Below are 22,740 nucleotides of genomic sequence, written 5' to 3'. Positions count from 1 at the left end.
CACCGACCCGACCTGGATCTTCCGGCTCGTGCGGCGCGGGGCCAGGGTGATCGGAACGGACGGCATGCCGAGAGATACAGCGGTCACGGCCTCACTCCCTGCTTCCCGGGTTACCCGAGGGTCCCGAGACCGTGTCGCGCAGGGCGCGCAGGGACTCCTTGAGCGACCCCATGGTGGCGAGGACGGCGGTGGGCTCGTATCCGCAGTGCGCCATGCAGTTGGCGCAGCGCGGGTCCTTGCCGCGGCCGTACTTGTCCCAGTCGGTCTCCTCGATCAGCTCCCGGTACGTCGGCACATAGCCGTCGCTCATCAGATAGCAGGGGCGCTGCCAGCCGAAGAGCGAGTAGTTCGGGATCGCCCACGCGGTGCACGGGAAGTCGACCCTGCCCTCGAGGAAGTCCAGGAACAGCGGGGAGTGGTTCAGCCGCCAGCGGCGGCGGTTGCCGCCCGCGAAGGCCTTCCTGAACAGCTCGCGGGTCTGCTCCACGCCGAGGAAGTGCTCCTGGTCGGGGGCCTTCTCGTAGGCGTAGGCGGGCGAGATCATCATCTCGTCGACGCGGAGGTCGTCATTGAGGTAGTCGAGCACCTCGATGACGGTCTGCGGGGTGTCGGTGTTGAAGAAGGTGGAGTTGGTGGTGACCCGGAAGCCGCGCCGCTTGGCCTCCTTGATGGCGGCCACGGCCTCGTCGAACACACCCTCCTTCGCGACGGACTCGTCGTGCCGCTTGCGCAGCCCGTCGATGTGCACGGCGAACGCGAAGTAGGGCGACGGTGTGAACTTGTCCATCTTCTTGCGCAGCAGCATGGCGTTGGTGCACAGGAAGACGTACTTCCTCCTGGCCACCAACTGGCGTGCGATCTCGTCGATCTGAGGGTGCATCAGCGGTTCGCCGCCGGCGATCGACACCATCGGCGCACCGGACTCCAGCACCGCGCCCACGGCCTGGGCGACCGGCATGCGCTGCTTGAGCACCCCGGCCGGGTGCTGGATCTTCCCGCAGCCCTCGCACGCGAGATTGCAGGCGAAGAGCGGTTCCAGCTCGACGATGAGCGGAAACTTCTCGCGCCTGCGGAGCTTCTGTTCGGCCAAGTACGTAGCGACCTTGATGGACTGCCGCAGTGGCATGGCCATCTGGCTCACCTCCTGGGGAGCAACAAGGAACGGTGCCATTCGAGATACGCGGGAAGAACGGAACGGAGGACGCGGAAAGCCGATATTCCACCGCGCACCGTGCCGATCCGGACCAGTTCATGTTCAGGAGCGTCCACGACCACCCGGACGGCCGCAACAGGGCGCGCACCCACTCGGACGGCGCTCAGGAGCGTGGCCGCGGACTCCATGTCGACGGCGATCGCGCCGGTGGCGAGCAGCTCGGACCGTTCGTGCCCGCGGACGACGTGCTCGGAACCGGTGAGCGGGCCGGTGTGGACGGTGCGCCCCGGGGCGCACCGGGCCAGTTCCTTCACCAGCAGCTCGGTGCCGTCGCAGGGGACGCTGCCGCGCGGGTCCCGGGTCTCCTCGGCGACCACCAGGTCGCCGGGGTGCATCCCGGGGGCCAGCCCCGCGCAGAAGCCGGTGGCCAGCACGGCCGCGTCGCGCAGCACCCGTTCGGCGAGCATCCGGGTGACCGAGCGCTCGGCCGCTTGCGGCCCCATGCCCGTCCGCAGGACGGCGACCGGCCCGGCGGCCCCTGCCCACGCCCGCCTGTGCAGGGCGAGCTGCTCGATGCCGAGCGCGCAGGCGATCAGCAGCGGGGCCGGGGCCGGCCGGGCGCTCATCAGCTGCCCTTCGCCTCGGCGAGCCGCTGCTCCGCTCCGGCGCCCGGGGCACCGGCCTCCGACGCGCCGACGCCCGAAGCGTCCGGTGCGCCCGCGCTCGCCGTGCCCGCGCCCGGCTGTGCCGCGGCGGGCTTCTCGGCGAACGGTTCCCCGTTCACGTACCGGCCGAGCGCGGTGAGCGGGAAGACCTGCCGGTAGAGGTGGTAGTTGATGGAGAAGTCCCAGGGGAAACCGGTGCCGGTGAAGTGGGGCTCGTCCCAGGAGCCGTCCTCCCGCTGGGTGGCGGCCAGCCATTCGACGCCGCGCTCGACGGCCCCGGACTCCTTCTCGCCGGCCGCCAGCAGGGCCATCAGCGCCCACCCCGTCTGCGACGCGGTCGAGGCGCCCCGGCCGCTCCACTCACGGGCGTGCCGGTAGGAGCGCAGGTCCTCGCCCCAGCCGCCGTCGTCGTTCTGGACCGACTCCAGCCAGGCGACGGCCCGTCGGATCGCCGGGTGCGAGCCGGGGAGCCCGGCGGCGACCAGCGCGGGCACCACGGACCCGGTGCCGTAGAGGTAGTTGACGCCCCAGCGGCCGAACCACGAGCCGTTCGGCTCCTGTTCGGCGAGCAGCCACCGGATGCCGCGCCGGGTGCGCGGGTCGTGGGCGAGTCCCTCGACGGCGAGCATCTCCACGACGTGGGCGGTGACATCGGCCGACGGCGGGTCGATGACCTCGCCGAAGTCGCAGAACGGCAGCCGGTTGGGGAACGGGCTGGTGTTGTCGACGTCGAACGCGCCCCAGGCACCGCTGCGGGACTGCATGCCCAGGTTCCAGCGCACTCCGCGGCCGATGGCGTTGTCGACCCGCTCCGGGTCGTGGTGCTTGACCCGGCGGAGCGCGAGGACCACTTCGGCGGTGTCGTCGATGTCGGGGTAGTTGTCGTTGTGGAACTCGAACGCCCAGCCGCCGGGCGGCAGTCCGGGCCTGCGGACGGACCAGTCGCCGGGTCTGACGACCTGTTCGCCGAGCATCCAATCGGCGGCCCTGACCAGTTGCGGGTGATCGGCGGGCAGACCGGCGTCGGCCAGGGCGATGGTGGCGAGACAGGTGTCCCACACCGGGGACTGGCAGGCCTCGATCATCCGGGCGCCGTCCTCGCGCCACACGGCGAACCGGTCCAGGGACTGGAGTCCCGCGCGCATCACCGGGTGGTTCAGGTCGTAGCCGAGCAGGTGCAGGGCGATGACCGAGTACACAGCGGGCGGCTGGATGCCGCCCCAACAGCCGTCGTTCTCCTGCCGCTCGATGATCCAGCGGGCCGCGGTGTGCGTCGCCGCCCTGCGCAGCCCGCGCGGGACGGCCCTGCGCAACGCGTGCAGGCCCTTGTCCAGCCGCTGGAAGACGCCGTCCCAACTGGTCGCCGGAGCGAGCGGTACGGGAGGGTTGGGGCGGGCCGGGTCGGTGTGCAGTTCGTCCAGCGGGAACGGGGCGGGCCGTACCGGCCGCTTGGCGGAGACGATCGTCAGCGGGACGATGGTCTGCCGTGCCCAGCAGCCGAAGTCGTAGATGTTGAGCGGCACCCAGGACGGGAACCAGATCAGCTCGGGCGGGAGTTCCGGCAGGTCCTCCCACTTCCACCAGCCGAACAGGGCCAGCCAGATCCGGGTGAAGACCCGGGAGGCGGCGACCCCGCCGTGCTCGCGGACCCAGGCGGAGGCCCGCGCCATGTGCGGGGCGTCCGGCGGGTCACCGGCCAGCCGGAGGGCGACGTACGCCTCGATGGTGGCGGAGAGGTCGCCGGGGCCTTCGTGGAAGGTGGCCCAGGTGCCGTCCTCGCGCTGCTCGCCCCGGATGAACAGGGCGGCGGCACGGGTGGTCTTCTCGTCGAGGATGCCGAGGAACTGACGCAGCAGCAGGTCCTCGGCGTCCATCGTGACGTTGGTCTCGAGGTCTCCCTTCCACCAGCCCTGGTCGTCCTGGCGGGACAGCAGGAACTCGGTGGCGCGCCGCATGGCGCCGGCGGCGATGTCGGGTACCCCGGCCGCCACGGGGATGTCGGTGTCGTTTTCGCTGGCCGCGGTCACTCGGGGCGGCAGGGCCGCCCCGGTGCTTCCGTCGGTCGTCGCTGTCATGGCTTCCCCTTCGTGCAGTCCTGCAAGGTGTGCGTCTGCTGTGGGTCCGCCGTCGGCCGGTGCCGTACTCCTCGCCGCACCGGCCGGCGACTACGCGAGGGCTATTCGACCGATGGTGATCATCTCTTTCGTACGACGACGAAGTCCGCGAGCGCCGTGAACTGGTCCCGTACTCGGTCGGGCATGTCGACGGCGTCGAGGGCTTCGATGGCGGTGGTGTGCTGACGACGTGCTTCCTCGGCGGTCCACTCCCGTCCGCCGGCCTGCTCGATGAGGGCCGCGCGGGCCGCGAACTCCTCCTCGGAGAAGTTCGCGAAGTCGCTGCTCTCGGCGTCGGCGGCGAGGATGTGGGCGAGCTGTTCGGAGGCGGAGCCGCCCGCGGCGAGCGCCGCCACGACCGGGAGGGACTTCTTGCGCTGCCGCAGGTCGCTCCAGGTCTGCTTGCCGGTGGCAGCCGGGTCGCCCCAGATGCCGAGCAGGTCGTCGACGGCCTGGAACGCCAGGCCGAGGTGGTAGCCGTAGGTCTCCAGGGTGTCGGCGGTGTGCTGGTCGGCACCGCCGAGGACGGCTCCGACGGAGCTGGCGCAGGCCAGCAGGGCGCCGGTCTTGTTGCCCTCCATCTCCAGGCACTCCTCGACGCCGACCCGTTCGCGGTGCTCGTAGGAGATGTCCTGCGCCTGGCCGTCGATGAGGGAGCGGCTGGCGGTGGTCAGCCGGCGGGCGGCCCGGGCGGCCTCGGCGGTGCCGAGTTCCAGCAGCACGTCGTAGGCGAGGGCGAACAGGGCGTCGCCGACCAGGATGGCCTGGGCGGGGCCGTGCACCTTCCAGACGGTGTCGCGGTGCCTGCGCTGTTCGTCGCCGTCCATCAGGTCGTCGTGCAGCAGGGAGAAGTTGTGCACGAGTTCGACGGCGACCGCACCGGGGACGCCGACCTCGGGGGCGGCACCGGTGACCTCGGCGGACAGCACGGCGAGCGCGGGGCGCACGGCCTTGCCGCCGTCGCCGTCGGCGGGTCGGCCGTCGGCGTCGATCCAGCCGAAGTGGTAGGCGGCGACGGTGTCCATGGGAGGCGCCAGGCGGTCGATGGCCGCCCGCAGTACCGGCATGGCCAGTGTCCGGCCGCGCTCCAGGAGCGCGGGCGCGTCCGCCGCGGTCCTTCCATCGGCCTTCGAGGCCGGGGGCACAGTGGGCACAGTCTCTCCTCTTGTTGCGGTACCGGGGGTGCGCGGGCCTGCCGCGGCGGGTGCCTCGGCCCTCACCGGAGCCCACCTCGCACGGCGGCGCCCGGAACGCCGCGGTCGGCCGCCTCCTCCTCTGCGAAGAGGTGGCGGGGGCGGGGCCGGCCCAGGGCGCTCAGCGCGGCGTCCGCCGCGTCGACGCCGCTGCGGACCGCACCCTCCATGGTCGCGGGCCACCCGGTGGCGGTCCACGCTCCGGCCAGATACAGGCCGGGGGCCTTGGTGCGGGCGCCGGGCCTGAGCCGTCCGACGCCGGGTGCGGGAACGAACGTGGCGGTGCGCTCCCGGGTGACGAAGAAGTCCCGTACGCCGGCGCCTCGGGTGCGCGGCAGCAGTCGTTCCAGTTCGGGCAGATAGCGTGCGCGCAGCGCGGCCACGGGCTCGTCGATCTCGTTCTGCGCGACCGACTGCGACACGGCCAGGTACTGCCCCTGCCGCAGGCCGGACGCCTCGGTGCGGTCGAAGACCCACTGCACGGGGCTGCCGAGAGCCGTGAAGAAGGGCCGGGTGAGCACCTTGCGGTCGTAGACGACGTGGACGTTGAGGATCGGCGCGGTGCCGATGCGGAGCAGCCGCTCCGGCTCGTCGAGCGCTCCCGCGGGCAGCAGGTCGTGCGCCTCGCGCTGCGGTACGGCGAGGACGACCGCGTCCGCCTCGAGCGTCTCGCCGGGAACCTGGACGCTCCACCCCGCGTCCCCGTGCGGGGAGACGGAGGTGACGCGGGTACGGACCTCGGTACGCACGCCCGCGGAGTCGAGCGCCTTGCGGGCCAGCCGGTCGTGCAGGTCGCCCAGCGGTACATGGGCCCAGCCGATGTCGGCGGCGCCCGGGTCGGACAGCAGTCCGGTCTTGAACACCATCGCGGCGAGCGCCAGGGAGGAGTCGCCCGCGACCGCGTTGAGGGTGGCGACCCCGACCAGGTCCCACAGCGCCTCGACGGCGCGCGCCGACTGGCCGTGCGCGGCCAGCCAGCTGCCGAAGTCCTGGTCGTCGAGGGCTGGATCGGCGAGGTCGAGCCCCTTGAGCGCGAGTGCGGCCCGGACCGCCCCGGCCCGCTCGGCGAGCGAGAGGTGCGGGTACGTGGCGAGGCTGCGCCCCAGGTGCAGGGGTACGGGCAGCGCGTCGCGGCGCAGCCGGCCGAGCCGTCGGCCCTCGGGCCGGTCGGCGTCGAGAACGGGGACGTCGAGACGATTCTGCAGCGGTGCCAGGGCCGCTCCGTCGATCCGGTCGAGGAACCAGCGGTAGGCGGTGCAGCAGCGCAGGTACACGTGCTGGCCGTTGTCGACGGTCAGGTCGCCGCGCTGGAAGGAGAAGGCGAGCCCGCCGAGCCGCGGGCGGCCCTCGAGCAGGGTGACGCGCACTCCGGCGTCGGCGAGCGCGAGTGCGGCGGTGACTCCGGCGAGCCCGCCGCCGATCACGACGGCGTGCCGTCCCGCCGGTGCCCGATCGCCGGCGAGTGAGGCTTCGGGCCTGTCGACACGGGTCATGGTGCGCCCTTTCCTGCCCGGCAGCCGTACGGTCCGGACGGTGCGCGGACGGCCGTCTCGGTAGGGGACGCGGCATGGCGGCGGAGGGTTGCCCGCCGCTTCCCGGCGGGGGTGCCGACTGGGAGCGGTGTGTCCATCAGGCGCGCCTCCTGACGGTCCGCCGGGTCGCGCTGCGGGTGTCCAGGCCGGAGAGGCCGCGCACCGCGACGTAGGCCTTCTCCCGTCCGGGCAGGGAGACCCGGCCGCGCAGCACGGCCTCGGGCTCGCGCTCGATGCGGTCGAGGAGGCGGCGGTAGATGCCGGCCATGGCGGCGACACAGGCGCCGCTGCGCCGGTCGAGCATGGGCAGCAGCCGGTAGCCCTCGGCGAACAGGGCGCGGGCCCTGCGCACTTCGAAGTGGACGAGGCCCGCGAAGTCGGAGCCCTGCGGCGGGGTCGGCCCGTTGAACCCGGCCGCGCAGCCGAACTTGGCGAGGTCGTCGGCGGGCAGGTACGTGCGACCGCCCTCTGCGTCCTCCCTGACGTCCCGGAGGATGTTGGTGAGCTGGAGCGCGAGCCCCAGCGTGTCGGCGTACTCGGCGGCGCGCTCGACGCCCCGCGCGCCGGGTTCCGTACCGAAGACGCCGAGGGAGACGCGCCCGATGGCACCCGCGACGCAGCGGCAGTAGACCTTCAGGTCGTCCCAGGTCTCGTAGGTCTCGCCTCGCACGTCCATCTGGACGCCGTCGAGGAGCTCGTCCAGGCCGCCGAGCGGAATCGGGAACCGCTGTGCGGCGTGCGCGAGGGCGACGGCGACCGGGTCGGTGTCGTCCTCGTCGACCGCGCCGTCGCGGATCCGGGTGAGCAGCGCCCGGGTGTCCTCGAGCCTGGCGACCTTGACGTCGTCCGCCAGCGGGCCGTCGCCGATGTCGTCGACGCGCCGGGAGAGTGCGTACAGCGCGGACATCGCGCGCCGCTTGGGCGTCGGCAGCAGCCGGATACCGTAGGCGAAGTTGCGGGCCTGCTGTCCGGTGACGGCCTCGCAGTACCGGTATGCGGCGAGTACCGGTGCTGACACGTGCGTTTCCGATTCCACGGTCCGGATCACCCCTCTCCTCGCAGCGTCATGCCCACCTCGCGCAGCAGCCGGACCTTGCCGGGCTTAGGCGGGCCGGTGAGTACGTCGTATTCGGCGGCGGCGATGGCGCCGAGGGCCGCCCTTCCCCCTGCCACGAACCCCGCGAGCAGCAGTTTCAGCCTGCCGTGGACGCCGGCCACGAGAGGCTCGCCCTCCTCCAGGAGGTTCCGGGCGCGTTGCGCCTGGAACGCGATCAGCGCGCGCACCGACGCTCCGGCGTGCGGCGCGGCGAGATCCGCCTCCTGGACGTGGAAGCGCTTCATGTCCGCGGCGGGCAGGTAGACGCGGTCGCGGCCGAGGTCCTCGGCGACGTCCTGGAGGTGCTCGACGATCTGCAGGGCGGTGCAGACGGCGTCGGAACGGCGGATCCGCTCGGGGCTCGCGGTGCCGGTCACGGCGAGGACGAGGCGGCCGACCGGGTTGGCCGACAGCGCGCAGTAGGCGAGCAGGTCGTCGTAGGTCTCGTAGCGGCTGACGACCTGGTCCTGGCGGTTGGCCGCGATCAGGCCCAGGAAGGGTTCGGGGGTCAGGGCGTGGCGGCGGACCGTCGGCTGGAGCCCGCGCAGCAGCGGATGGCGCGGGACGTCGTCGAACACCCGGTGCAGATCCGCCTCGACCGCGTCCAGCAGCGCCGTCCGGTCATCGGCCTGTCCGGGGCCGACGCCGAGCAGCCGGGCGTCGGCTCCGCCGGGGGCCAGGTCGCCGTCGCCGATGTCGTCGACCAGCCGGGCGTAGCCGTAGACCGCCATCAGGTCGTCACGCCAGGTCCTGGGCAGGAAGAACGGCGCCACCGGGAAGTTCTCGGCGGCGGCCTTGTCGAGGGTGGCGCGCTCGGGGTCGACGCCGCGCGGCGTGCCGGTTCGCGTCATCGGGGGCTGCCCTGGGCGGGGACGGCACATGCTGCGTTCAGCAGGGGAGCCTCCGTAACCATTGCCGTCACATCTCCCGTTCTACACTGCCGAACCAATTCACACTATTTCGGACACGCCGCCCACGCTTCCGGCAGGACGGACCGCCGGGCGGTGGCGCGCATTATGGCCCTGATTGCCGTCTTTAGGCACCGCTACAGCTTACGTTGTACAACGCGGCACCGACCGCCGGGGTGTCCCGTGCATCACGACAACGCACCGATTTGCTTCAAGAATCCTACGCGGGGCGGGAGTTGACGCTTCCTCGGCAGACGCCGGGGCCCGGTGGACCCCGGCGCGCCAGACTACTTCCCGGCGAACTTCTCGTACTCCTTGAGCACCTCGTCCGTCGGCCCGTCCAGGCGCAGCTCACCGCGCTCCAGCCACAGCACGCGCTCGCAGGTGTCCCGGATCGACTTGTTGTTGTGGCTGACCAGGAAGACGGTGCCGGCCTGCCGGCGCAGCTCCCGGATGCGCGCCTCGGAGCGCTTCTGGAAGGAGCGGTCGCCCGTGGCCAGCGCCTCGTCGATCATCAGGACGTCGTGGTCCTTGGCGGCGGCGATGGAGAAGCGCAGCCGGGCGGCCATGCCGGAGGAGTAGGTGCGCATCGGCAGGGTGATGAAGTCGCCCTTCTCGTTGATGCCGGAGAAGTCGACGATCTCCTGGTAGCGCTCCCGGATCTGCTCGCGGGACATGCCCATGGCGAGCCCGCCCAGTATGACGTTCCGCTCGCCCGTCAGATCGTTCATCAGGGCCGCGTTGACGCCGAGCAGGGAGGGCTGGCCGCCGGTGTAGACCTTGCCCTTCTCGGCGGGCAGCAGTCCGGCGACGGCCCGCAGCAGGGTCGACTTGCCCGAGCCGTTGGAGCCGATCAGGCCGATGGCCTCGCCCCGGTAGGCGACGAAGGAGACCCCGCGCACGGCGTGCACCGTGCGCACGCCCCGCGCCGCGTCGTCCTTGCCCCGCCGGATCATGCGGCTCAGCGCCGCCGTGGCGCTGCCTTTGCCGCCCCTGGCCCCGTTGACGCGGTAGACGATGTGCAGGTCGTCCGCGATGACGGTGGGCACGCGCGGGTCCGTGTTCGCGTCAGCCACGACCGTAGGTCTCCTCGGCCTTCCAGAAGTAGACGAAACCGATCACCCCGGCCAGCAGCGCCCAGCCCCCCGCCACCGCCCACACATGCGGCGGCAGATACGACGAGCCGTAACCGTCGATCAGCGCGAAGCGCACCAGATCCATGTAGACCGCGGCCGGGTTCCACTGCAGCACGTCGGTCAGCCAGCCCGGCACGTCCTTGTCCGCCAGCATCACCGGCAGGCTGAACATCACCCCCGAGGCGTACATCCAGGTCCGCAGCACGAACGGCATCAGCTGGGCCAGGTCCGGCGTCCGGCTGCCCAGCCGCGCGAAGATCAGCGCCAGCCCGGTGTTGAAGACGAACTGCAGCCCCAACGCGGGCACCACCAGCAGCCAGGACAGCGCGGGCAGGCTGCCGAACGCCAGCACCACCGCCACCAGCACCACCAGCGAGAACAGCAGCTGCTGCAGCTGCTGCAGCGCGAAGGAGACCGGCAGCGCGGCGCGCGGGAAGTGCAGCGCCCGCACCAGCCCCAGGTTGCCGGAGATGGCCCGCACCCCGGCCAGCACCGAGCTCTGGGTGAAGGTGAACACGAACACCCCGGTCACCAGGAACGGCACGTAGACGTCGCCCGGGATGCCCCGGCGGGCGCCCAGCAGCAGCCCGAAGACGAAGAAGTACACCGCCGCGTTCAGCAGCGGGGTGGCCACCTGCCACAGCTGGCCCAGCTTGGCCTGACTGTACTGCGCGGTCAGCTTCGCCCGGGAGAAGGCCAGGATGAAGTGCCGGCGCGCCCACAGCCGGCGGACGTACTCGGCCAGCGACGGGCGGGCGCCGCTGACCGTCAGTCCGTACCGGGCGGCGAGTTCGGCCGCCGTGAGGCCCTCGTCGGGCGGCACGGACGCGCTGACCGCGACCGTGCCGTCGTGCGTTGTCTCACTCACTGGTGGAAGCTTTCCCTCTTCGAGATGCGCGGCCCCCGCGGGCCTGGCACGTGCCGGGGGCCCGGGTGTGGCCCCGTGGTTCCCGGCTGGTTCGCATACGAGCTTGTCAGATGACGGGGGGCCGGCCCAGCCGGGTCAGCCGCCACACCGTACGCCACTTCATGGGCCGGCGGGGTCCGCAGGGGGTGGTCCAGCCCTCCCGGAAGCCGCCGAACCAGGCCTTCAGGGCCGGGCGCGAGGGCCTGCGCACCAGCGTGAGCAGCATCCAGACGCCCAGATACACGGGGACCAGGGGCACGGGAAGGTTCCGGCGGGCCAGCCAGACCCGGTTGCGGGCGACCATGCGGTGGTAGACCGCGTGCCGCGAGGGGGCGGTGGTCGGGTGGTACAGCACCATGTCGGACCGGTAGTCGATCATCCAGCCGGCGTCGAGGGCCCGCCAGGCCAGGTCGGTCTCCTCGTGGGCGTAGAAGAACGCGTCGGGCAGCCCGCCGACGTCGGCGAAGACCCGGGTGCGTACGGCGTTGGCACCGCCGAGGAAGGTCGTCACCCGGGAGGAGCGCATCGGGTCGGCGGCGCGCAGCCGGGGCACGTGGCGGCGCTGGGTGGCCCCGGTGTCCGGGTCGGCGATGCGGAAGCTGATGATGCCGAGCCCCGGGTCGGCCGTGAACGCCTCCCGGCACAGCTCGGCGGTGTCGTGGCTCGCCAGGAGGCCGTCGTCGTCGAGGAACAGCAGGATGTCGACGTCCCGGCCGTTCGGTCCGAAGGCCTCGATGCCGACGTTGCGGCCGCCGGGGATGCCGAGGTTCTCCGGCAGCTCGACGGTGCGCACGCCCTCGGGTACGTCGGGGACGGGCGAGCCGTTCCCCACCACGACCACCTGGACCGGGCCGCCCTCCTGCTTGGCGACGGAGTCGAGCAGGGCACGCAGTTCGTCGGGGCGGTTGCCCATGGTGATGATCACCGCGCCGACCGTGAGGGAGGAGCCCACAGCGGTCACCTCAGCCTGCTGGAGGCGAGGACGGACACCAGGTGCAGAACGGTCTGCAGCAGGGCGATCCCGGCCAGGACGGCGGTGCCGAGCCGGGTGAAGAACAGGTCGCCCCGGACCGCGTCCGCGATCGCGAGGACCAGGATCAGCAGGGACGCCTCGATGCCGAGGATCAGCCGGTGGAACTTCAGAGCCCCGGCGGCCCGGCGGGCCAGTGCCATGCCGGAGGAGCGCGGCTCGGAGGCGGCCTCCTTGACCGGCGGCAGCCCGCCCTGGTGGCGGGCCACGCCGACCAGGTCGGTCTCGGCCTTGACCAGGATCGCGCCGAGGGCGGCCAGAGTGCCGAGGAAGGCCCAGAGCCAGTCGATGCGCCCGGTGCCCCACAGGTCGGCCGCCCGCAGGCCCAGTCCGACCAGGACGGCGGCGTCGCACAGGTAGGCGCCGACCCGGTCCAGGTAGACCCCACTGAGCGAGAACTGCTGCTTCCAGCGGGCGACCTCGCCGTCGACGCAGTCCAGCAGCAGGTACAGCTGGACCATGACCACGCCGAGGACGGCCCCCGCGATCCCCGGCACCAGCAGGGCCGGGGCCGCGAGGACGCCGAAGACGGTCATCAGGTACGTGAGCTGGTTGGGCGTGACCCTGGTGTTCACCAGGTAGCGGTCCACCCGCAGGGACACCTCACGCATGTAGAGGCGTCCCATCCAGTGCTCACCGCTGCGCCGGTCCTTCACCCCCGCGGGGTGGACGACCGGGCGGAGTTCAGCTACCGATGGCCTTGACATAGTCGGCGTAGACGTCCTTGATCTGTTCGGTCTTCAGGTCGAGATGCTCGAGGATCGTGTAGCGGCCGGGCCGGGTCTCCGGGGCGAACTCGACGGCCCGGATGAACTCCTCCGTCGTGAAGCCGATCTCCTGGGGCAGCACCGGCAGCCCGTGCCGGCGCAGCACCTCGGCCATGTACACCGACTCCTCGTGCGCGCCGCGCAGGTACATCGCGAAGGCCGCGCCCAGTCCGCACTGCTCCCCGTGGGCGGCGGCCCGCGTGGGGAAGAGCAGGTCGAAGGCGTGGTTGATCTCGTGGCAGGCCCCGGAGGACGGCCGCGAGTCACCGGACACCGACATGGCGATGCCGCTGAGGACCAGCGCCTCGGCGAGCACCTGGAGGAAGTCGTTGTCGCCGATGCCTCCGGGGTGGCGCAGCACGGACTCGCCGGCCTGCCGGGCCATGGCCGCGGCGAGTCCGTCGATCCGCTCGCCCTTGACCTGACCCGCCAGCTCCCAGTCCGCGACGGCGGAGACGTTGGAGACGGCGTCACCGATCCCGGCGCGTACGTAGCGCACCGGGGCGTCCCGGATGATGTCCAGGTCGATGACGACGGCGATCGGGTTGGGCACCCCGTAGGAGCCGCGTCCCGCGTCGTTGTCGAGGGTGGCGACGGGCGAGCAGAGACCGTCGTGCGCGAGGTTCGTCGGTACGGCGACCAGGGGGAGGCCGACGCGTGCCGCGGCGAACTTGGCACAGTCGATGATCTTGCCGCCGCCGAGTCCGACGACCGCGTCGTAGTGGCCGGCCTTCATGGCACCGGCCAGCCGGACCGCGTCGTCGAGGGTGCCGCCGCCGACCTCGTACCAGGTGGCGCCGGGCAGCGACGGGGAGAGCCGCTCGCGCAGCCCGGCGCCGGAGCCGCCGCTGACGGCGACGGCGAGGCGTCCGGACTGCGAGATGCGCTCGTCGGCGAGGACACCACCCAGGCTGTCGAGGGCTCCGGGGCGGATGTCGACGACGAGCGGGGAGGGGATCAGCCGGGTCAGTACTGGCATGTGATCTCCCGGCCGCGGGCGAGGTCGTCGTGGTTGTCGATCTCCACCCAGTCGACGTCGCCTATCGGCGCCACGTCGATCCGGAAGCCGCGGTTCACGAGCTCCTGGTAGCCGTGCTCGTAGAACTGCTGCGGGTCGGCCTCCCAGACGGTCCTCAGCGCGTCGGCGAGCTCGGGGGCGGCGTCCCCCTCGATGAGGGTGACGCCGATGTACTCGCCGGTCGCCTCGGCGGGATCCATCAGCTTGGTGATCTTCGTCATGCCCTTGTCAGGGTCGGCGACGACCTTCATCTCCTCGTCGGCCAGCGACTTCACGGTGTCGAGGGCGAGGATGATCTTCTTGCCGTCGCCGCGGGCGGCGAGCAGCGTCTTCTCGACGGAGACCGGGTGCACGGTGTCGCCGTTGGCGAGGATCACTCCGTCCTTGAGGGCGTCACGGCCGCACCACAGGGAGTAGGCGTTGTTCCACTCCTCGGCCTTGTCGTTGTCGATGAGGGTGAGCTTGAGCCCGTACTTCCGCTCCAGGGCCGCCTTGCGCTCGTACACGGCCTCCTTGCGGTAACCGACGATGACGGCCACCTCGGTGAGGCCGATCTCGGCGAAGTTGCCGAGGGTCAGGTCGAGGACCGTGGGTTCGCCCTCTATGCCCTCGGGCCCCACCGGCACCAGCGCCTTGGGCAGAGTGTCGGTGTAGGGACGCAGACGCCGTCCGGCGCCTGCCGCCAGCACGAGGCCGATCATGCGGGTTCTCCTTCATCGTGTACGGCGGGCGCGCCACCCCGGTGGGCGGCCACCCAGAAGCGGATGCTCTCGACGAGCACCAGCAGAGCCACAGCCACGGCGAGCGCCGTGAGTGCGACCGTGAACTGTGAGGCGGTGAGCAGGGCCGCCAGTACGGCGACCGCCAGTGTGCGGCCCTCGTGCCCGCCGATCGCCCGCACCAGCCAGGGCGGGGGCGCGCCCGCGTTGCCGCGGATGCGGTAGACCGTGTCGTAGTGATGGTAGGCGACCGCGGCCACCAGTCCGTAAGCCGCGGGTAGCGCTCCGTTCACATCCGCGTTGGCCGCGAGTGCCAGGACCGTGCCGTACTCGGCGGCACGGAAGAAGGGGGGCACCAGCCAGTCGAGGGCACCGCCCAGGGGGCGGGCGACGGCCAGGGCGGAGGCCGGGACGTAGAGCAGGGCCGCGAGGACGGTCCACGGTCCGCCGAAGCCGGTCAGCGCGGCCGTGGTGACGACGGCGGCGCCGCCGAGCAGGGCGACGGCGGGCGCGGTGAAGCCGGGCAGGCCCCGTGCGGTGTTCCTCAGCACGGCCGCCAGGCGCTCGGCGAGCGGCCCGGTGTCGGCGAGGTCGGCGAGGGCCCGCGTCGCGCGGTCGGCGCGGCGGCCCTTGCGGGTCAGCGAGCGCAGGACGCGGCCCGCGGTGGTGTACGTCGCCGCGAAGGCGCAGCCGATCAGCAGGGCGTAGAAGGTGATGCGGGGGGTCGTGAGGGCGGTGAGGACGGCGAGCATCGCCCAGCGCTCGCCGATCGGCAGGACGATCATGCGGCGGACCCAGACCGTCCAGCCGACGCTGTCGAGGCGGTTGGAGAGGGCGGCGGTGGGGCTGGTGTTGGCGGGGTCCCCCGTGTTCGCCTCGTTGAAGGAGAAGTCCACCACGTGCCGGCAGCTCTGCAGGACCATCGCGCCGAGGGCGAGGGCCCATACGTCGTCGCCGCCGCGGGCCGCGCCGAGGGCCAGGCCCGCGTAGTAGGCGTACTCCTTGGCACGGTCGAAGGTGGCGTCGAGCCAGGCGCCGAGGGTGGAGTACTGCAGGGAGTAGCGGGCGAGCTGGCCGTCGGTGCAGTCCAGGACGAAGGAGGCCAGCAGCAGGACGCCGGCGGCGACGAAGCCGCCGCGGGTTCCGGTGGCGGCGCAGCCCGCCGCTATGAGCGCGGTGAGCAGCGAGGCGGTGGTGACCTGGTTGGGGGTCAGCCCGCGGCGGGCGCACCAGCGGGCGAGGTGACGGGAGTACGGGCTGACGCAGTAGGTGGTGAAGAAGCCGTCGCGGGCCTTGACCGCCGACTTCAGACGGACGGCCTCGTCGTCGACCGCGGCGACGGCCTGCCTGGCCTCGTTGCGGGTCTGCGGGTCGTCGGGGACGGTGGCGACGAGGCTGCCCAGGTCGGGGCGGTACACGTCGATGCCGTCGGCACCATCGGCACTGTCGGCACAGTCGGCTTCGAGGGCGGCGACGACACGGTCGGCGAGGCTGCCGGTGGGGGTGGCGCCGACCGGGCTCTCGCCGGCGGCGGAGCTCTCGCGGGCCATCGCGCGGGTCAGGGCCCGGCGGCCGGCCGGCTGCGCGGCGACGGCGCCGGGGATCGCGGCGAGCGGGAAGCGCGGGTCGGTGAGGCCGAGGCGCAGCGCGTGCTCGTGGCCCACGAACCGGGCGTCGACGACGGCGACCCGTCGGTCTGCGGGCACCTCGGCGAGCAGGGTCTCGGCCTCGGCGGTGTCGGCCGCGATCCGCACGTCGAAGCCGAGGGAGCGCAGGTCGGTCTCGAGCGACGAACCGGGGACCGGCTGTCCGGTGAGGATGGCGGTCGACAACCGAATCTCACTCCCTGGAGTGTCGGCGCATCCACGCCGGTCGTGTACATGGTGAGGGCGCCCGCTACGTACCTCCGGGCGGCATGTCGGCTGAGGCTATCGGATCTCCCCGAACCCATGTTCACCGCATGTTCGACGGTTGGATCGATGTGGTTCCACTCGCGTCCCTGCCGCGATCATCATCGGGGATGGCGGGGTCGAGTCACAAACCACGCGCCCAGAAGGGGCATTGAGCCGAATACGGGGCGTTACGGGTCGGGAGCGGGCCGCCGGGCGCGGCCCGGAGCGGCTTCGTCCGATTCTCCGGCGGCGCCCGTGTACGGCGATCCCGGTGTGGACCTCATCACGGAGGACGACCGCGCCACGAGGTTCGGAGCATGCCCGACCGCCCCTGACCTGCGATCGGTTTCCGCAGGTCAGGGCACATGACAACGGTGTTCAGTGCCGCGTTGCCCCATACCCCCCGCCCGTAGTTCACTGTGATCGGGACGAGCGACGAAGGGATGGTCTCCATGGGGGCTGGACACGATCACGGGCACGCGCACGGAGCGCCCGCCGGCGGTACGGCCAGTGCGGCGTACCGCGGCAGGCTGCGGGTGGCGCTGACGATCACGCTCGGCGTCATGGTCGTCGAGATCGTCGGCGGTGTGCTGTCCGGCTCGCTGGCCCTCGTCGCCGACGCCGCTCACATGGCGACCGACGCCCTGGGGCTCGGCATGGCCCTGCTGGCGATCCATTTCGCGAACCGCCCGCCGAGCGAGCGCCGCACCTTCGGATACGCCCGTGCGGAGATCCTCGCCGCCCTGGCGAACTGTCTGCTGCTGCTCGGGGTGGGCGGCTATGTGCTGTTCGAGGCGGTCCAGCGGTTCGTCTCGCCGGCCGATACCGAGGGCGGGCTGACCCTGGTGTTCGGCGCGATCGGCCTCGTCGCCAACATGGTGTCGCTGGCGCTGCTGATGCGCGGGCAGAAGGAGAGCCTGAACGTGCGGGGGGCGTTCCTGGAGGTGGCCGCCGACGCGCTCGGCTCGCTCGCGGTGATCGTCTCCGCTCTGGTCGTCATGGCCACCGGCTGGACGGCCGCCGACCCGATCGCCTCCCTCGTGATCGCCTTGATGATCGTGCCCCGCAGCTTCAAGCTGCTGCGCGAGACACTGGACGTCCTGCTGGAGGCGGCGCCCAAGGGCGTGGACATGGCCCAGGTCCGCGCGCACATCCTGGCCACGGACGGTGTCGAGGACGTCCACGACCTGCACGCCTGGACGATCACCTCGGGCATGCCGGTGCTCTCCGCCCACGTGGTCGTCAGCACCGAGGTCCTCGACGCCCTCGGGCACGAGAAGATGCTGCACGAGCTCCAGAGCTGTCTGGGCGACCACTTCGACGTGGAGCACTGCACCTTCCAGCTGGAGCCACGCGGCCACGCGGAGCACGAGGCACGGCTCTGCCACTGAGGCGGCGCCGACGGCGTGCCCGGGGCGTGGGGCCAGGGACCGCGCGCCGGCGGAACGCATCCTTTCGCCCCCCGTTCCGGCGCCTTTCCCCTCATGCCGCGCCGCTCCGGACGGTTCTCCGGCGACCGGCCCGGGCACGATCGCTTACCGAGCCCCCTTCCGGCGTCCGGACGGCGCCACCGGCCGGTCGCGCCGTCCGCGGGACATGCGGGCGGGCCGGGGAGTGCCGGGAGTGCCGGATTCGTGCGGCAGACTGGGGAGCGAAGACCGAGTGAAGGATGGGTATGCCGATCACACCTGCCACCGCGACGCACAGTCCGTCGAGCGGTACCGCCGAGGCGATCTTGCTGGAGCTGGTCGACGACGACGGCGTGACGATCGGCACCTCGGAGAAGCTGGCGGCCCATCAGCCCCCGGGACGGTTGCACCGGGCGTTCTCGGTGTTCCTGTTCGACGAGCGCGGGCGGCTGCTGATCCAGCAGCGGGCGCTGGGCAAGTACCACTCCCCCGGTGTGTGGTCCAACACCTGCTGCGGCCACCCCTATCCCGGTGAGGCGCCGTTCGCGGCGGCGGCCCGGCGGACCTTCGAGGAGCTGGGCCTGTCCCCGTCCCTGCTCGCCGAGGCCGGAACGGTCCGCTACAACCACCCGGACCCGGCCTCGGGCCTGGTGGAGCAGGAGTACAACCATCTGTTCGTCGGCATGGTGCAGGCACCGCTGCGGGCGGACCCGGAGGAGGTGGCGTCGACGGCGTTCGTGACCCCGGACGAGCTGGCCCGGCGGCACGCCGAGGACACCTTCTCGGTGTGGTTCATGACCGTCCTGGACGCCGCCCGCCCGGCGATCCGGGAGCTGACGGGGTCGTCGGCGGGCTGGTGAACGGTTTCAGAGCAGCACGGGTTTGAGCGGCAGGGCGGCCCAGACCACCTTGCCGCCGCTCGCGGTGTGCTCGACGTCGCACAGACCTCCCGCCTCGTGGGTGATCTCGCGCACCAGGAGCAGTCCACGGCCGCCGGTGCGGCCGTGGTCGGTCTCCAGGGCGGTCGGGCGGTAGGGATGGTTGTCCTCCACGGACACCCGGACCCACTCGGCACCGACGGCGACCTCGACGGCGAGCGTCGGGGAGAGCAGCGCCGCGTGCCGTACGGCGTTGGTGACCAGTTCCGAGACGATCAGCAGCAGTCCCTGGACCACGTCGTCGGCGACCGGCACCCCCTGGCGCAGCAGCAGGTCCCGTACGGCGTGGCGCGCCCGCGGGACCGAGGCGTCGACGGCGGGCGCGGTGAAGCGCCAGACACCCTCGTACGGAAGCGGTGCCGCGGTGCCCGCCTCGACGGATCTCTCCCCGCCCTCCGGGCACGGGCCGGGGCCGCCTCCCTGGTCGTCCATCGTCAGGTCGCCACCCTCGCACTCGGTTGTCACCACATGTCGAGTGTTGGTAACGATCCGCGCCTCCCCGAAGCTCTGAACAGAAGTCAGCGGGTATCGAACGTTTCTGACCGTCGACGTTTGCCGCCGTCCATCGCGGGATCGTTTCTGCCTGCCTGGTGCCATGTCGACGAACTATTCAGGTTGTATGGGTTTGCTCTCCCCCTCTTTCCCGCTCTCTCCCGTCGTGTGCGCTCCTGCCGGTCGGTGTCCCGAACGGGACGGATAGCATCCGGCTCCATGGAGCCCCAGCTGCTGCACAGCGTCACCGAAGCGGTCGCCACGGTCGTCATCGACCATCCGGCGAAGCGCAACGCCATGACGACCGCGATGTGGCGCGCGCTGCCGCCGCTGCTCGACACGCTGGCGGACGACCCCGGGGTACGGGCACTGGTGCTCACCGGCGAGGGCGGGACGTTCTGCGCCGGGGCGGACATCTCCACGCTCCGGGGGTCGCCACGGGAGGCGCAGCGGCTCGCCGTGGCGGCCGAGGAGGCACTCGCCGCCTTCCCCAAGCCGACGCTGGCGGCGATCCGGGGCCACTGCGTCGGCGGCGGGGCGCAGTTGGCGGCGGCCTGCGATCTGCGGTTCGCCCAGGAGGGAGCGGTGTTCGGGGTGACACCGGCCAGGCTCGGCATCGTCTACCCGGCGTCCTCCACCCGGCGGCTGGTGTCGCTGGTGGGTCCGTCCGCCGCCAAGTACCTGCTGTTCTCGGGTGAATTGATCGACACCGGGCGGGCCCTGCGCACGGGACTGGTCGACGAGGTGCTCCCCGAGGGCGAACTGGACCACCGGGTCGCGGAGTTCACCCGGATCCTGGCATCCCGTTCGCAGTTGACGCAGGCCGCGGCGAAGGAGTTCGCGAACGGGCGCACCGACCGGGACGACCACTGGGGCGAGCGGGCGCACGGGAACGGCGACACCGCGGAGGGGGTCGCCGCGTTCCTGGAACGCAGACCGCCCCGGTTCACATGGAGCCTTTCGGACCGACGACAGGCTGCCCCGGGGCGGTCGTAGCGGCACGGCGCGCATACGGCGCGCATGTCGAGGCGTCGACGAGGTACACGGAGGTCCACATGGTCCGTCCCGGCCGAAGACGGTCGGGGGATGAAAGGGGAAACACGTGTTCCGTGCACTCGCGGATGTCCTGCGCCAGATCGGCGGTGCCGTCGCCACCGTCGTGACGCTGCCGTTCCGGGCTCTGGCCCGTCTCTTCGGCGGTGCCTCGTCCGCCGGCCGCGGCCGGCGCGCCTGACCCGGCGCGCGCCACGGCCCGACGAGACACCGCCCTGATCCCCGATTGTCGGCGCCACCTGCCACAATTGCCGCGCAACCTCAGCGAAGAAGGCGGTACGGGATCGTGACGACACCCCTCACAGGGTCCATCGAAGGCAGGATCGCCGGGGAGCTCGGCGTACAGGAGCGGCAGGTCAGAGCCGCCGTGGAGCTGCTCGACGGCGGTTCGACGGTGCCCTTCATCGCCCGCTACCGCAAGGAAGCGACCGAAATGCTCGACGATGCGCAGCTGCGCACGCTCGAGGAGCGGCTGCGCTATCTGCGGGAGCTCGAGGAGCGTCGCACGGCGATCCTGGAATCGGTGCGCGAGCAGGGCAAGCTCACCGAGGAGCTCGAGGAGCGGATCCGGGGGGCGGAGACCAAGGCGCGCCTGGAGGACGTCTATCTGCCGTACAAGCCCAAGCGACGCACCAAGGCACAGATCGCGCGTGAGGCGGGGCTGGAGCCGCTGGCGGACGGGCTGCTCGGTGATCCGGGCGTCGAGCCCCTCGCCGCGGCCGCCGCGTTCGTGGACGCCGACAAGGGCGTCGCCGATCCGCAGGCCGCCCTGGACGGAGCGCGGGCCGTCCTCACCGAGCGGTTCTCGGAGGACGCCGACCTGATCGGCGAGCTGCGGGAGCGCATGTGGGTGCGCGGACGGCTCGCCGCCAGGGTGCGCGACGGCAAGGAGGAGGCGGGCGCCAAGTTCGCCGACTACTTCGACTTCGCCGAGCCGTTCACCGAGCTGCCCTCGCACCGGATCCTGGCGATGCTGCGCGGGGAGAAGGAGGAGGTCCTCGACCTCGTCCTGGAGCCGGAGGAGGCGACGGACGGCCCGTCCTCGTACGAGGGTCTGATGGCCCACCGGTTCGGGATCGGCGACCGGGGCCGCCCCGCGGACAAGTGGCTGCTCGACACGGTCCGCTGGGCCTGGCGTACGCGCATCCTGGTGCATCTCGGCATCGACCTGCGGCTGCGGCTGCGTACGGCGGCCGAGGACGAGGCGGTGCGGGTGTTCGCGGCCAATCTCCGTGACCTGCTGCTCGCCGCCCCGGCCGGCACCCGTGCGACGCTCGGGCTCGACCCCGGGTTCCGTACGGGCGTGAAGGTCGCCGTGGTGGACGCGACCGGCAAGGTCGTCGCCACCGACGTGATCCACCCGCACGTCCCGGCGAACCGGTGGGACGAGGCGATCGCCAAGCTGGCCCGGCTCGCCCGGGAGCACGCGGTCGAGCTGATCGCGATCGGCAACGGCACCGCGTCCCGGGAGACCGACAAGCTCGCCGGCGAGCTCATCACCCGGCACCCCGAACTGAAACTGACGAAGGTCATGGTGTCCGAGGCGGGCGCCTCCGTGTACTCGGCGTCCGCGTTCGCCTCGCAGGAGCTGCCGGACATGGACGTGTCGCTGCGCGGCGCGGTGTCGATCGCACGGCGGCTCCAGGACCCGCTGGCCGAGCTGGTGAAGATCGATCCGAAGTCGATCGGTGTCGGCCAGTACCAGCACGACCTGTCGGAGGTGAAGCTGTCGCGTTCGCTGGACGCGGTGGTGGAGGACTGTGTGAACGGCGTGGGCGTGGACGTCAACACGGCGTCGGCGCCGCTGCTCGCCCGGGTCTCCGGCATCACGTCCGGGCTCGCCGAGAACATCGTGGCCCACCGGGACAGCAACGGGCCGTTCGGGTCCCGCCGCGAACTGAAGAAGGTGCCGCGGCTCGGTCCCAAGGCGTTCGAGCAGTGCGCGGGCTTCCTCAGGATCCGCGGCGGCGACGACCCGCTGGACGCCTCCAGCGTGCACCCGGAGGCCTACCCGGTCGTGCGGCGCATGGTGAAGAGCTCCGGCCAGGAGGTCGCCTCGCTGGTCGGCAACACCGCCGTGCTGCGCTCGCTGCGGCCGCAGGACTTCGTGGACGAGACGTTCGGTCTGCCCACCGTGGGGGACATCCTGCGGGAACTGGAGAAGCCGGGACGCGACCCGCGGCCGGCGTTCAAGACCGCCGTCTTCAAGGAGGGCGTGGAGAAGATCTCCGACCTGTCGTCCGGGATGATCCTGGAGGGCGTGGTGACGAACGTGGCGGCCTTCGGCGCGTTCGTCGACGTCGGCGTCCACCAGGACGGTCTGGTCCATGTCTCCGCCATGTCGAGGACGTTCGTCAAGGACCCGCGGGACGTGGTGAAGCCGGGCGACATCGTCAAGGTGAAGGTCCTCGACGTGGACATCCCGCGCAAGCGGATCTCGCTGACGCTGCGGCTGGACGACGAGGCCGCGGAGCAGGGGGACGCCTCCGGCGGGCGCCGGCAGCGCGGCGGGGGACGCCCGCCTCAGCAGCGCCAGGGGCAGGGTCAGGGCCGCGGCGGTGGCGGCGGTCGCGGAAACGGCGGCGCGCGTCAGGCACCCGCGCCGGCGAACAGCGCGATGGCCGACGCCCTGCGCCGCGCGGGCCTGGTCGACCCCAAGAACGGCAGGCGCTGACCCGCTGTTCCCCGGCCCGGCCTCCCACACCGCGGTGTGGGAGG

General features: G+C 72.0%; 21 protein-coding genes. 5 read left to right on the top strand and 16 right to left on the bottom strand.

Annotation, left to right across the window (positions count from 1 at the left end; translation table 11 throughout):
- Positions 1-91 precede the first annotated feature (91 nt).
- The 15 genes from hpnH to JL475_RS31205 form a co-directional block, all read right to left on the bottom strand.
- Positions 92-1,132 carry an adenosyl-hopene transferase HpnH gene (gene hpnH / locus JL475_RS31270; protein ID WP_202281378.1) on the bottom strand — a complete coding sequence of 347 codons (1,041 nt, stop codon included), beginning with the start codon at positions 1,130-1,132 and terminating at the stop codon, positions 92-94.
- Between the two features lie 5 nt (positions 1,133-1,137).
- Positions 1,138-1,779, bottom strand: coding sequence for a 1-hydroxy-2-methyl-2-butenyl 4-diphosphate reductase (locus JL475_RS31265; protein ID WP_202281377.1), 642 nt, complete (start codon positions 1,777-1,779; stop codon positions 1,138-1,140).
- Entirely contained in the window at positions 1,779-3,893 is a 2,115-nt protein-coding gene (shc, locus tag JL475_RS31260) for a squalene--hopene cyclase (protein WP_237408786.1), read from the bottom strand. Before shc ends, JL475_RS31265 begins: the two co-directional genes overlap by 1 nt.
- Positions 3,894-4,012: 119 nt before the next feature.
- Positions 4,013-5,077 carry a polyprenyl synthetase family protein gene (locus JL475_RS31255; protein ID WP_202281381.1) on the bottom strand — a complete coding sequence of 355 codons (1,065 nt, stop codon included), beginning with the start codon at positions 5,075-5,077 and terminating at the stop codon, positions 4,013-4,015.
- Between the two features lie 71 nt (positions 5,078-5,148).
- Complete coding sequence (hpnE, locus tag JL475_RS31250) at positions 5,149-6,618, bottom strand: hydroxysqualene dehydroxylase HpnE (RefSeq protein ID WP_202281376.1); 1,470 nt, start codon at positions 6,616-6,618, stop codon at positions 5,149-5,151.
- On the bottom strand, positions 6,615-6,755 hold the full coding sequence (locus JL475_RS41775; RefSeq protein WP_368860245.1) for a DUF6380 family protein: 141 nt from the start codon (positions 6,753-6,755) through the stop codon (positions 6,615-6,617). Before JL475_RS41775 ends, hpnE begins: the two co-directional genes overlap by 4 nt.
- Positions 6,755-7,705, bottom strand: coding sequence for a presqualene diphosphate synthase HpnD (hpnD, locus tag JL475_RS31245; protein ID WP_202281375.1), 951 nt, complete (start codon positions 7,703-7,705; stop codon positions 6,755-6,757). The genes JL475_RS41775 and hpnD overlap by 1 nt, the downstream gene beginning before the upstream one ends.
- Complete coding sequence (gene hpnC / locus JL475_RS31240; RefSeq protein ID WP_202281374.1) at positions 7,702-8,604, bottom strand: squalene synthase HpnC; 903 nt, start codon at positions 8,602-8,604, stop codon at positions 7,702-7,704. The genes hpnD and hpnC overlap by 4 nt, the downstream gene beginning before the upstream one ends.
- A 344-nt stretch (positions 8,605-8,948) precedes the next feature.
- Positions 8,949-9,737, bottom strand: a complete 789-nt coding sequence (locus JL475_RS31235) for an ABC transporter ATP-binding protein (protein WP_202281373.1) — start codon at positions 9,735-9,737, stop codon at positions 8,949-8,951.
- The gene (locus tag JL475_RS31230; RefSeq protein WP_202281372.1) at positions 9,730-10,665 is read right to left on the bottom strand and encodes an ABC transporter permease; all 936 of its coding nucleotides are present in this window, start codon (positions 10,663-10,665) and stop codon (positions 9,730-9,732) included. The genes JL475_RS31235 and JL475_RS31230 overlap by 8 nt, the downstream gene beginning before the upstream one ends.
- A gap of 106 nt (positions 10,666-10,771) precedes the next feature.
- On the bottom strand, positions 10,772-11,656 hold the full coding sequence (locus tag JL475_RS31225; RefSeq protein ID WP_368860246.1) for a glycosyltransferase family 2 protein: 885 nt from the start codon (positions 11,654-11,656) through the stop codon (positions 10,772-10,774).
- 5 nt (positions 11,657-11,661) lie between these two features.
- Positions 11,662-12,441, bottom strand: a complete 780-nt coding sequence (locus JL475_RS31220; protein ID WP_202281371.1) for a CDP-alcohol phosphatidyltransferase family protein — start codon at positions 12,439-12,441, stop codon at positions 11,662-11,664.
- Complete coding sequence (locus JL475_RS31215) at positions 12,419-13,480, bottom strand: iron-containing alcohol dehydrogenase family protein (protein ID WP_202281370.1); 1,062 nt, start codon at positions 13,478-13,480, stop codon at positions 12,419-12,421. The genes JL475_RS31220 and JL475_RS31215 overlap by 23 nt, the downstream gene beginning before the upstream one ends.
- A complete protein-coding gene (locus tag JL475_RS31210; RefSeq protein WP_202281369.1) occupies positions 13,468-14,220 on the bottom strand; it encodes a sugar phosphate nucleotidyltransferase in 753 nt (250 codons plus the stop codon). The genes JL475_RS31215 and JL475_RS31210 overlap by 13 nt, the downstream gene beginning before the upstream one ends.
- The gene (locus JL475_RS31205) at positions 14,217-16,070 is read right to left on the bottom strand and encodes a DUF5941 domain-containing protein (RefSeq protein WP_202281368.1); all 1,854 of its coding nucleotides are present in this window, start codon (positions 16,068-16,070) and stop codon (positions 14,217-14,219) included. Before JL475_RS31205 ends, JL475_RS31210 begins: the two co-directional genes overlap by 4 nt.
- Before the next feature lie 512 nt (positions 16,071-16,582).
- Here JL475_RS31205 and JL475_RS31200 point away from each other — a divergent pair.
- Positions 16,583-17,521 carry a cation diffusion facilitator family transporter gene (locus JL475_RS31200; RefSeq protein WP_202281367.1) on the top strand — a complete coding sequence of 313 codons (939 nt, stop codon included), beginning with the start codon at positions 16,583-16,585 and terminating at the stop codon, positions 17,519-17,521.
- A 284-nt stretch (positions 17,522-17,805) separates the two neighbouring features.
- Entirely contained in the window at positions 17,806-18,399 is a 594-nt protein-coding gene (gene idi / locus JL475_RS31195) for an isopentenyl-diphosphate Delta-isomerase (protein WP_202281366.1), read from the top strand.
- A 6-nt stretch (positions 18,400-18,405) separates the two neighbouring features.
- Here the strand turns inward: idi and JL475_RS31190 are convergent, their stop codons facing one another.
- Positions 18,406-18,909 (bottom strand): ATP-binding protein, encoded by a 504-nt coding sequence (locus tag JL475_RS31190; protein ID WP_202281379.1) that lies wholly within the window; start codon positions 18,907-18,909, stop codon positions 18,406-18,408.
- 279 nt (positions 18,910-19,188) lie between these two features.
- On the opposite strand from JL475_RS31190, the gene JL475_RS31185 reads away from it, so the two are divergent.
- The 3 genes from JL475_RS31185 to JL475_RS31180 all read left to right on the top strand — a co-directional run bounded on the left by JL475_RS31185 (position 19,189) and on the right by JL475_RS31180 (position 22,696).
- On the top strand, positions 19,189-19,965 hold the full coding sequence (locus JL475_RS31185; RefSeq protein WP_202281365.1) for an enoyl-CoA hydratase/isomerase family protein: 777 nt from the start codon (positions 19,189-19,191) through the stop codon (positions 19,963-19,965).
- A 106-nt stretch (positions 19,966-20,071) separates the two neighbouring features.
- Positions 20,072-20,203, top strand: a complete 132-nt coding sequence (locus tag JL475_RS41330) for an LPFR motif small protein (RefSeq protein WP_307825204.1) — start codon at positions 20,072-20,074, stop codon at positions 20,201-20,203.
- A gap of 105 nt (positions 20,204-20,308) precedes the next feature.
- The gene (locus JL475_RS31180; RefSeq protein WP_202281364.1) at positions 20,309-22,696 is read left to right on the top strand and encodes a Tex family protein; all 2,388 of its coding nucleotides are present in this window, start codon (positions 20,309-20,311) and stop codon (positions 22,694-22,696) included.
- Positions 22,697-22,740 lie beyond the last annotated feature (44 nt).

Origin of the sequence: Streptomyces sp. M2CJ-2 (assembly GCF_016757295.1) — a bacterium.
In the GTDB taxonomy this organism is placed as follows: Bacteria; Actinomycetota; Actinomycetes; order Streptomycetales; family Streptomycetaceae; genus Streptomyces.
This window is presented reverse-complemented; position numbering and strand designations above follow the sequence as displayed.

Excerpts from the sequence above, each read along its gene's own strand:
- hpnH (WP_202281378.1), bottom strand. The coding sequence starts at position 1,132 with ATGGCCATGCCACTGCGGCAGTCCATCAAGGTCGCTACGTACTTGGCC.
- JL475_RS31265 (WP_202281377.1), bottom strand. The coding sequence starts at position 1,779 with ATGAGCGCCCGGCCGGCCCCGGCCCCGCTGCTGATCGCCTGCGCGCTC.
- shc (WP_237408786.1), bottom strand. The coding sequence starts at position 3,893 with ATGACAGCGACGACCGACGGAAGCACCGGGGCGGCCCTGCCGCCCCGA.
- hpnE (WP_202281376.1), bottom strand. The coding sequence starts at position 6,618 with ATGACCCGTGTCGACAGGCCCGAAGCCTCACTCGCCGGCGATCGGGCA.
- JL475_RS41775 (WP_368860245.1), bottom strand. The coding sequence starts at position 6,755 with ATGGACACACCGCTCCCAGTCGGCACCCCCGCCGGGAAGCGGCGGGCA.
- hpnC (WP_202281374.1), bottom strand. The coding sequence starts at position 8,604 with ATGACGCGAACCGGCACGCCGCGCGGCGTCGACCCCGAGCGCGCCACC.
- JL475_RS31220 (WP_202281371.1), bottom strand. The coding sequence starts at position 12,441 with ATGTCAAGGCCATCGGTAGCTGAACTCCGCCCGGTCGTCCACCCCGCG.
- JL475_RS31215 (WP_202281370.1), bottom strand. The coding sequence starts at position 13,480 with ATGCCAGTACTGACCCGGCTGATCCCCTCCCCGCTCGTCGTCGACATC.
- JL475_RS31210 (WP_202281369.1), bottom strand. The coding sequence starts at position 14,220 with ATGATCGGCCTCGTGCTGGCGGCAGGCGCCGGACGGCGTCTGCGTCCC.
- JL475_RS31200 (WP_202281367.1), top strand. The coding sequence starts at position 16,583 with ATGGGGGCTGGACACGATCACGGGCACGCGCACGGAGCGCCCGCCGGC.
- idi (WP_202281366.1), top strand. The coding sequence starts at position 17,806 with ATGCCGATCACACCTGCCACCGCGACGCACAGTCCGTCGAGCGGTACC.
- JL475_RS31190 (WP_202281379.1), bottom strand. The coding sequence starts at position 18,909 with ATGGACGACCAGGGAGGCGGCCCCGGCCCGTGCCCGGAGGGCGGGGAG.
- JL475_RS31185 (WP_202281365.1), top strand. The coding sequence starts at position 19,189 with ATGGAGCCCCAGCTGCTGCACAGCGTCACCGAAGCGGTCGCCACGGTC.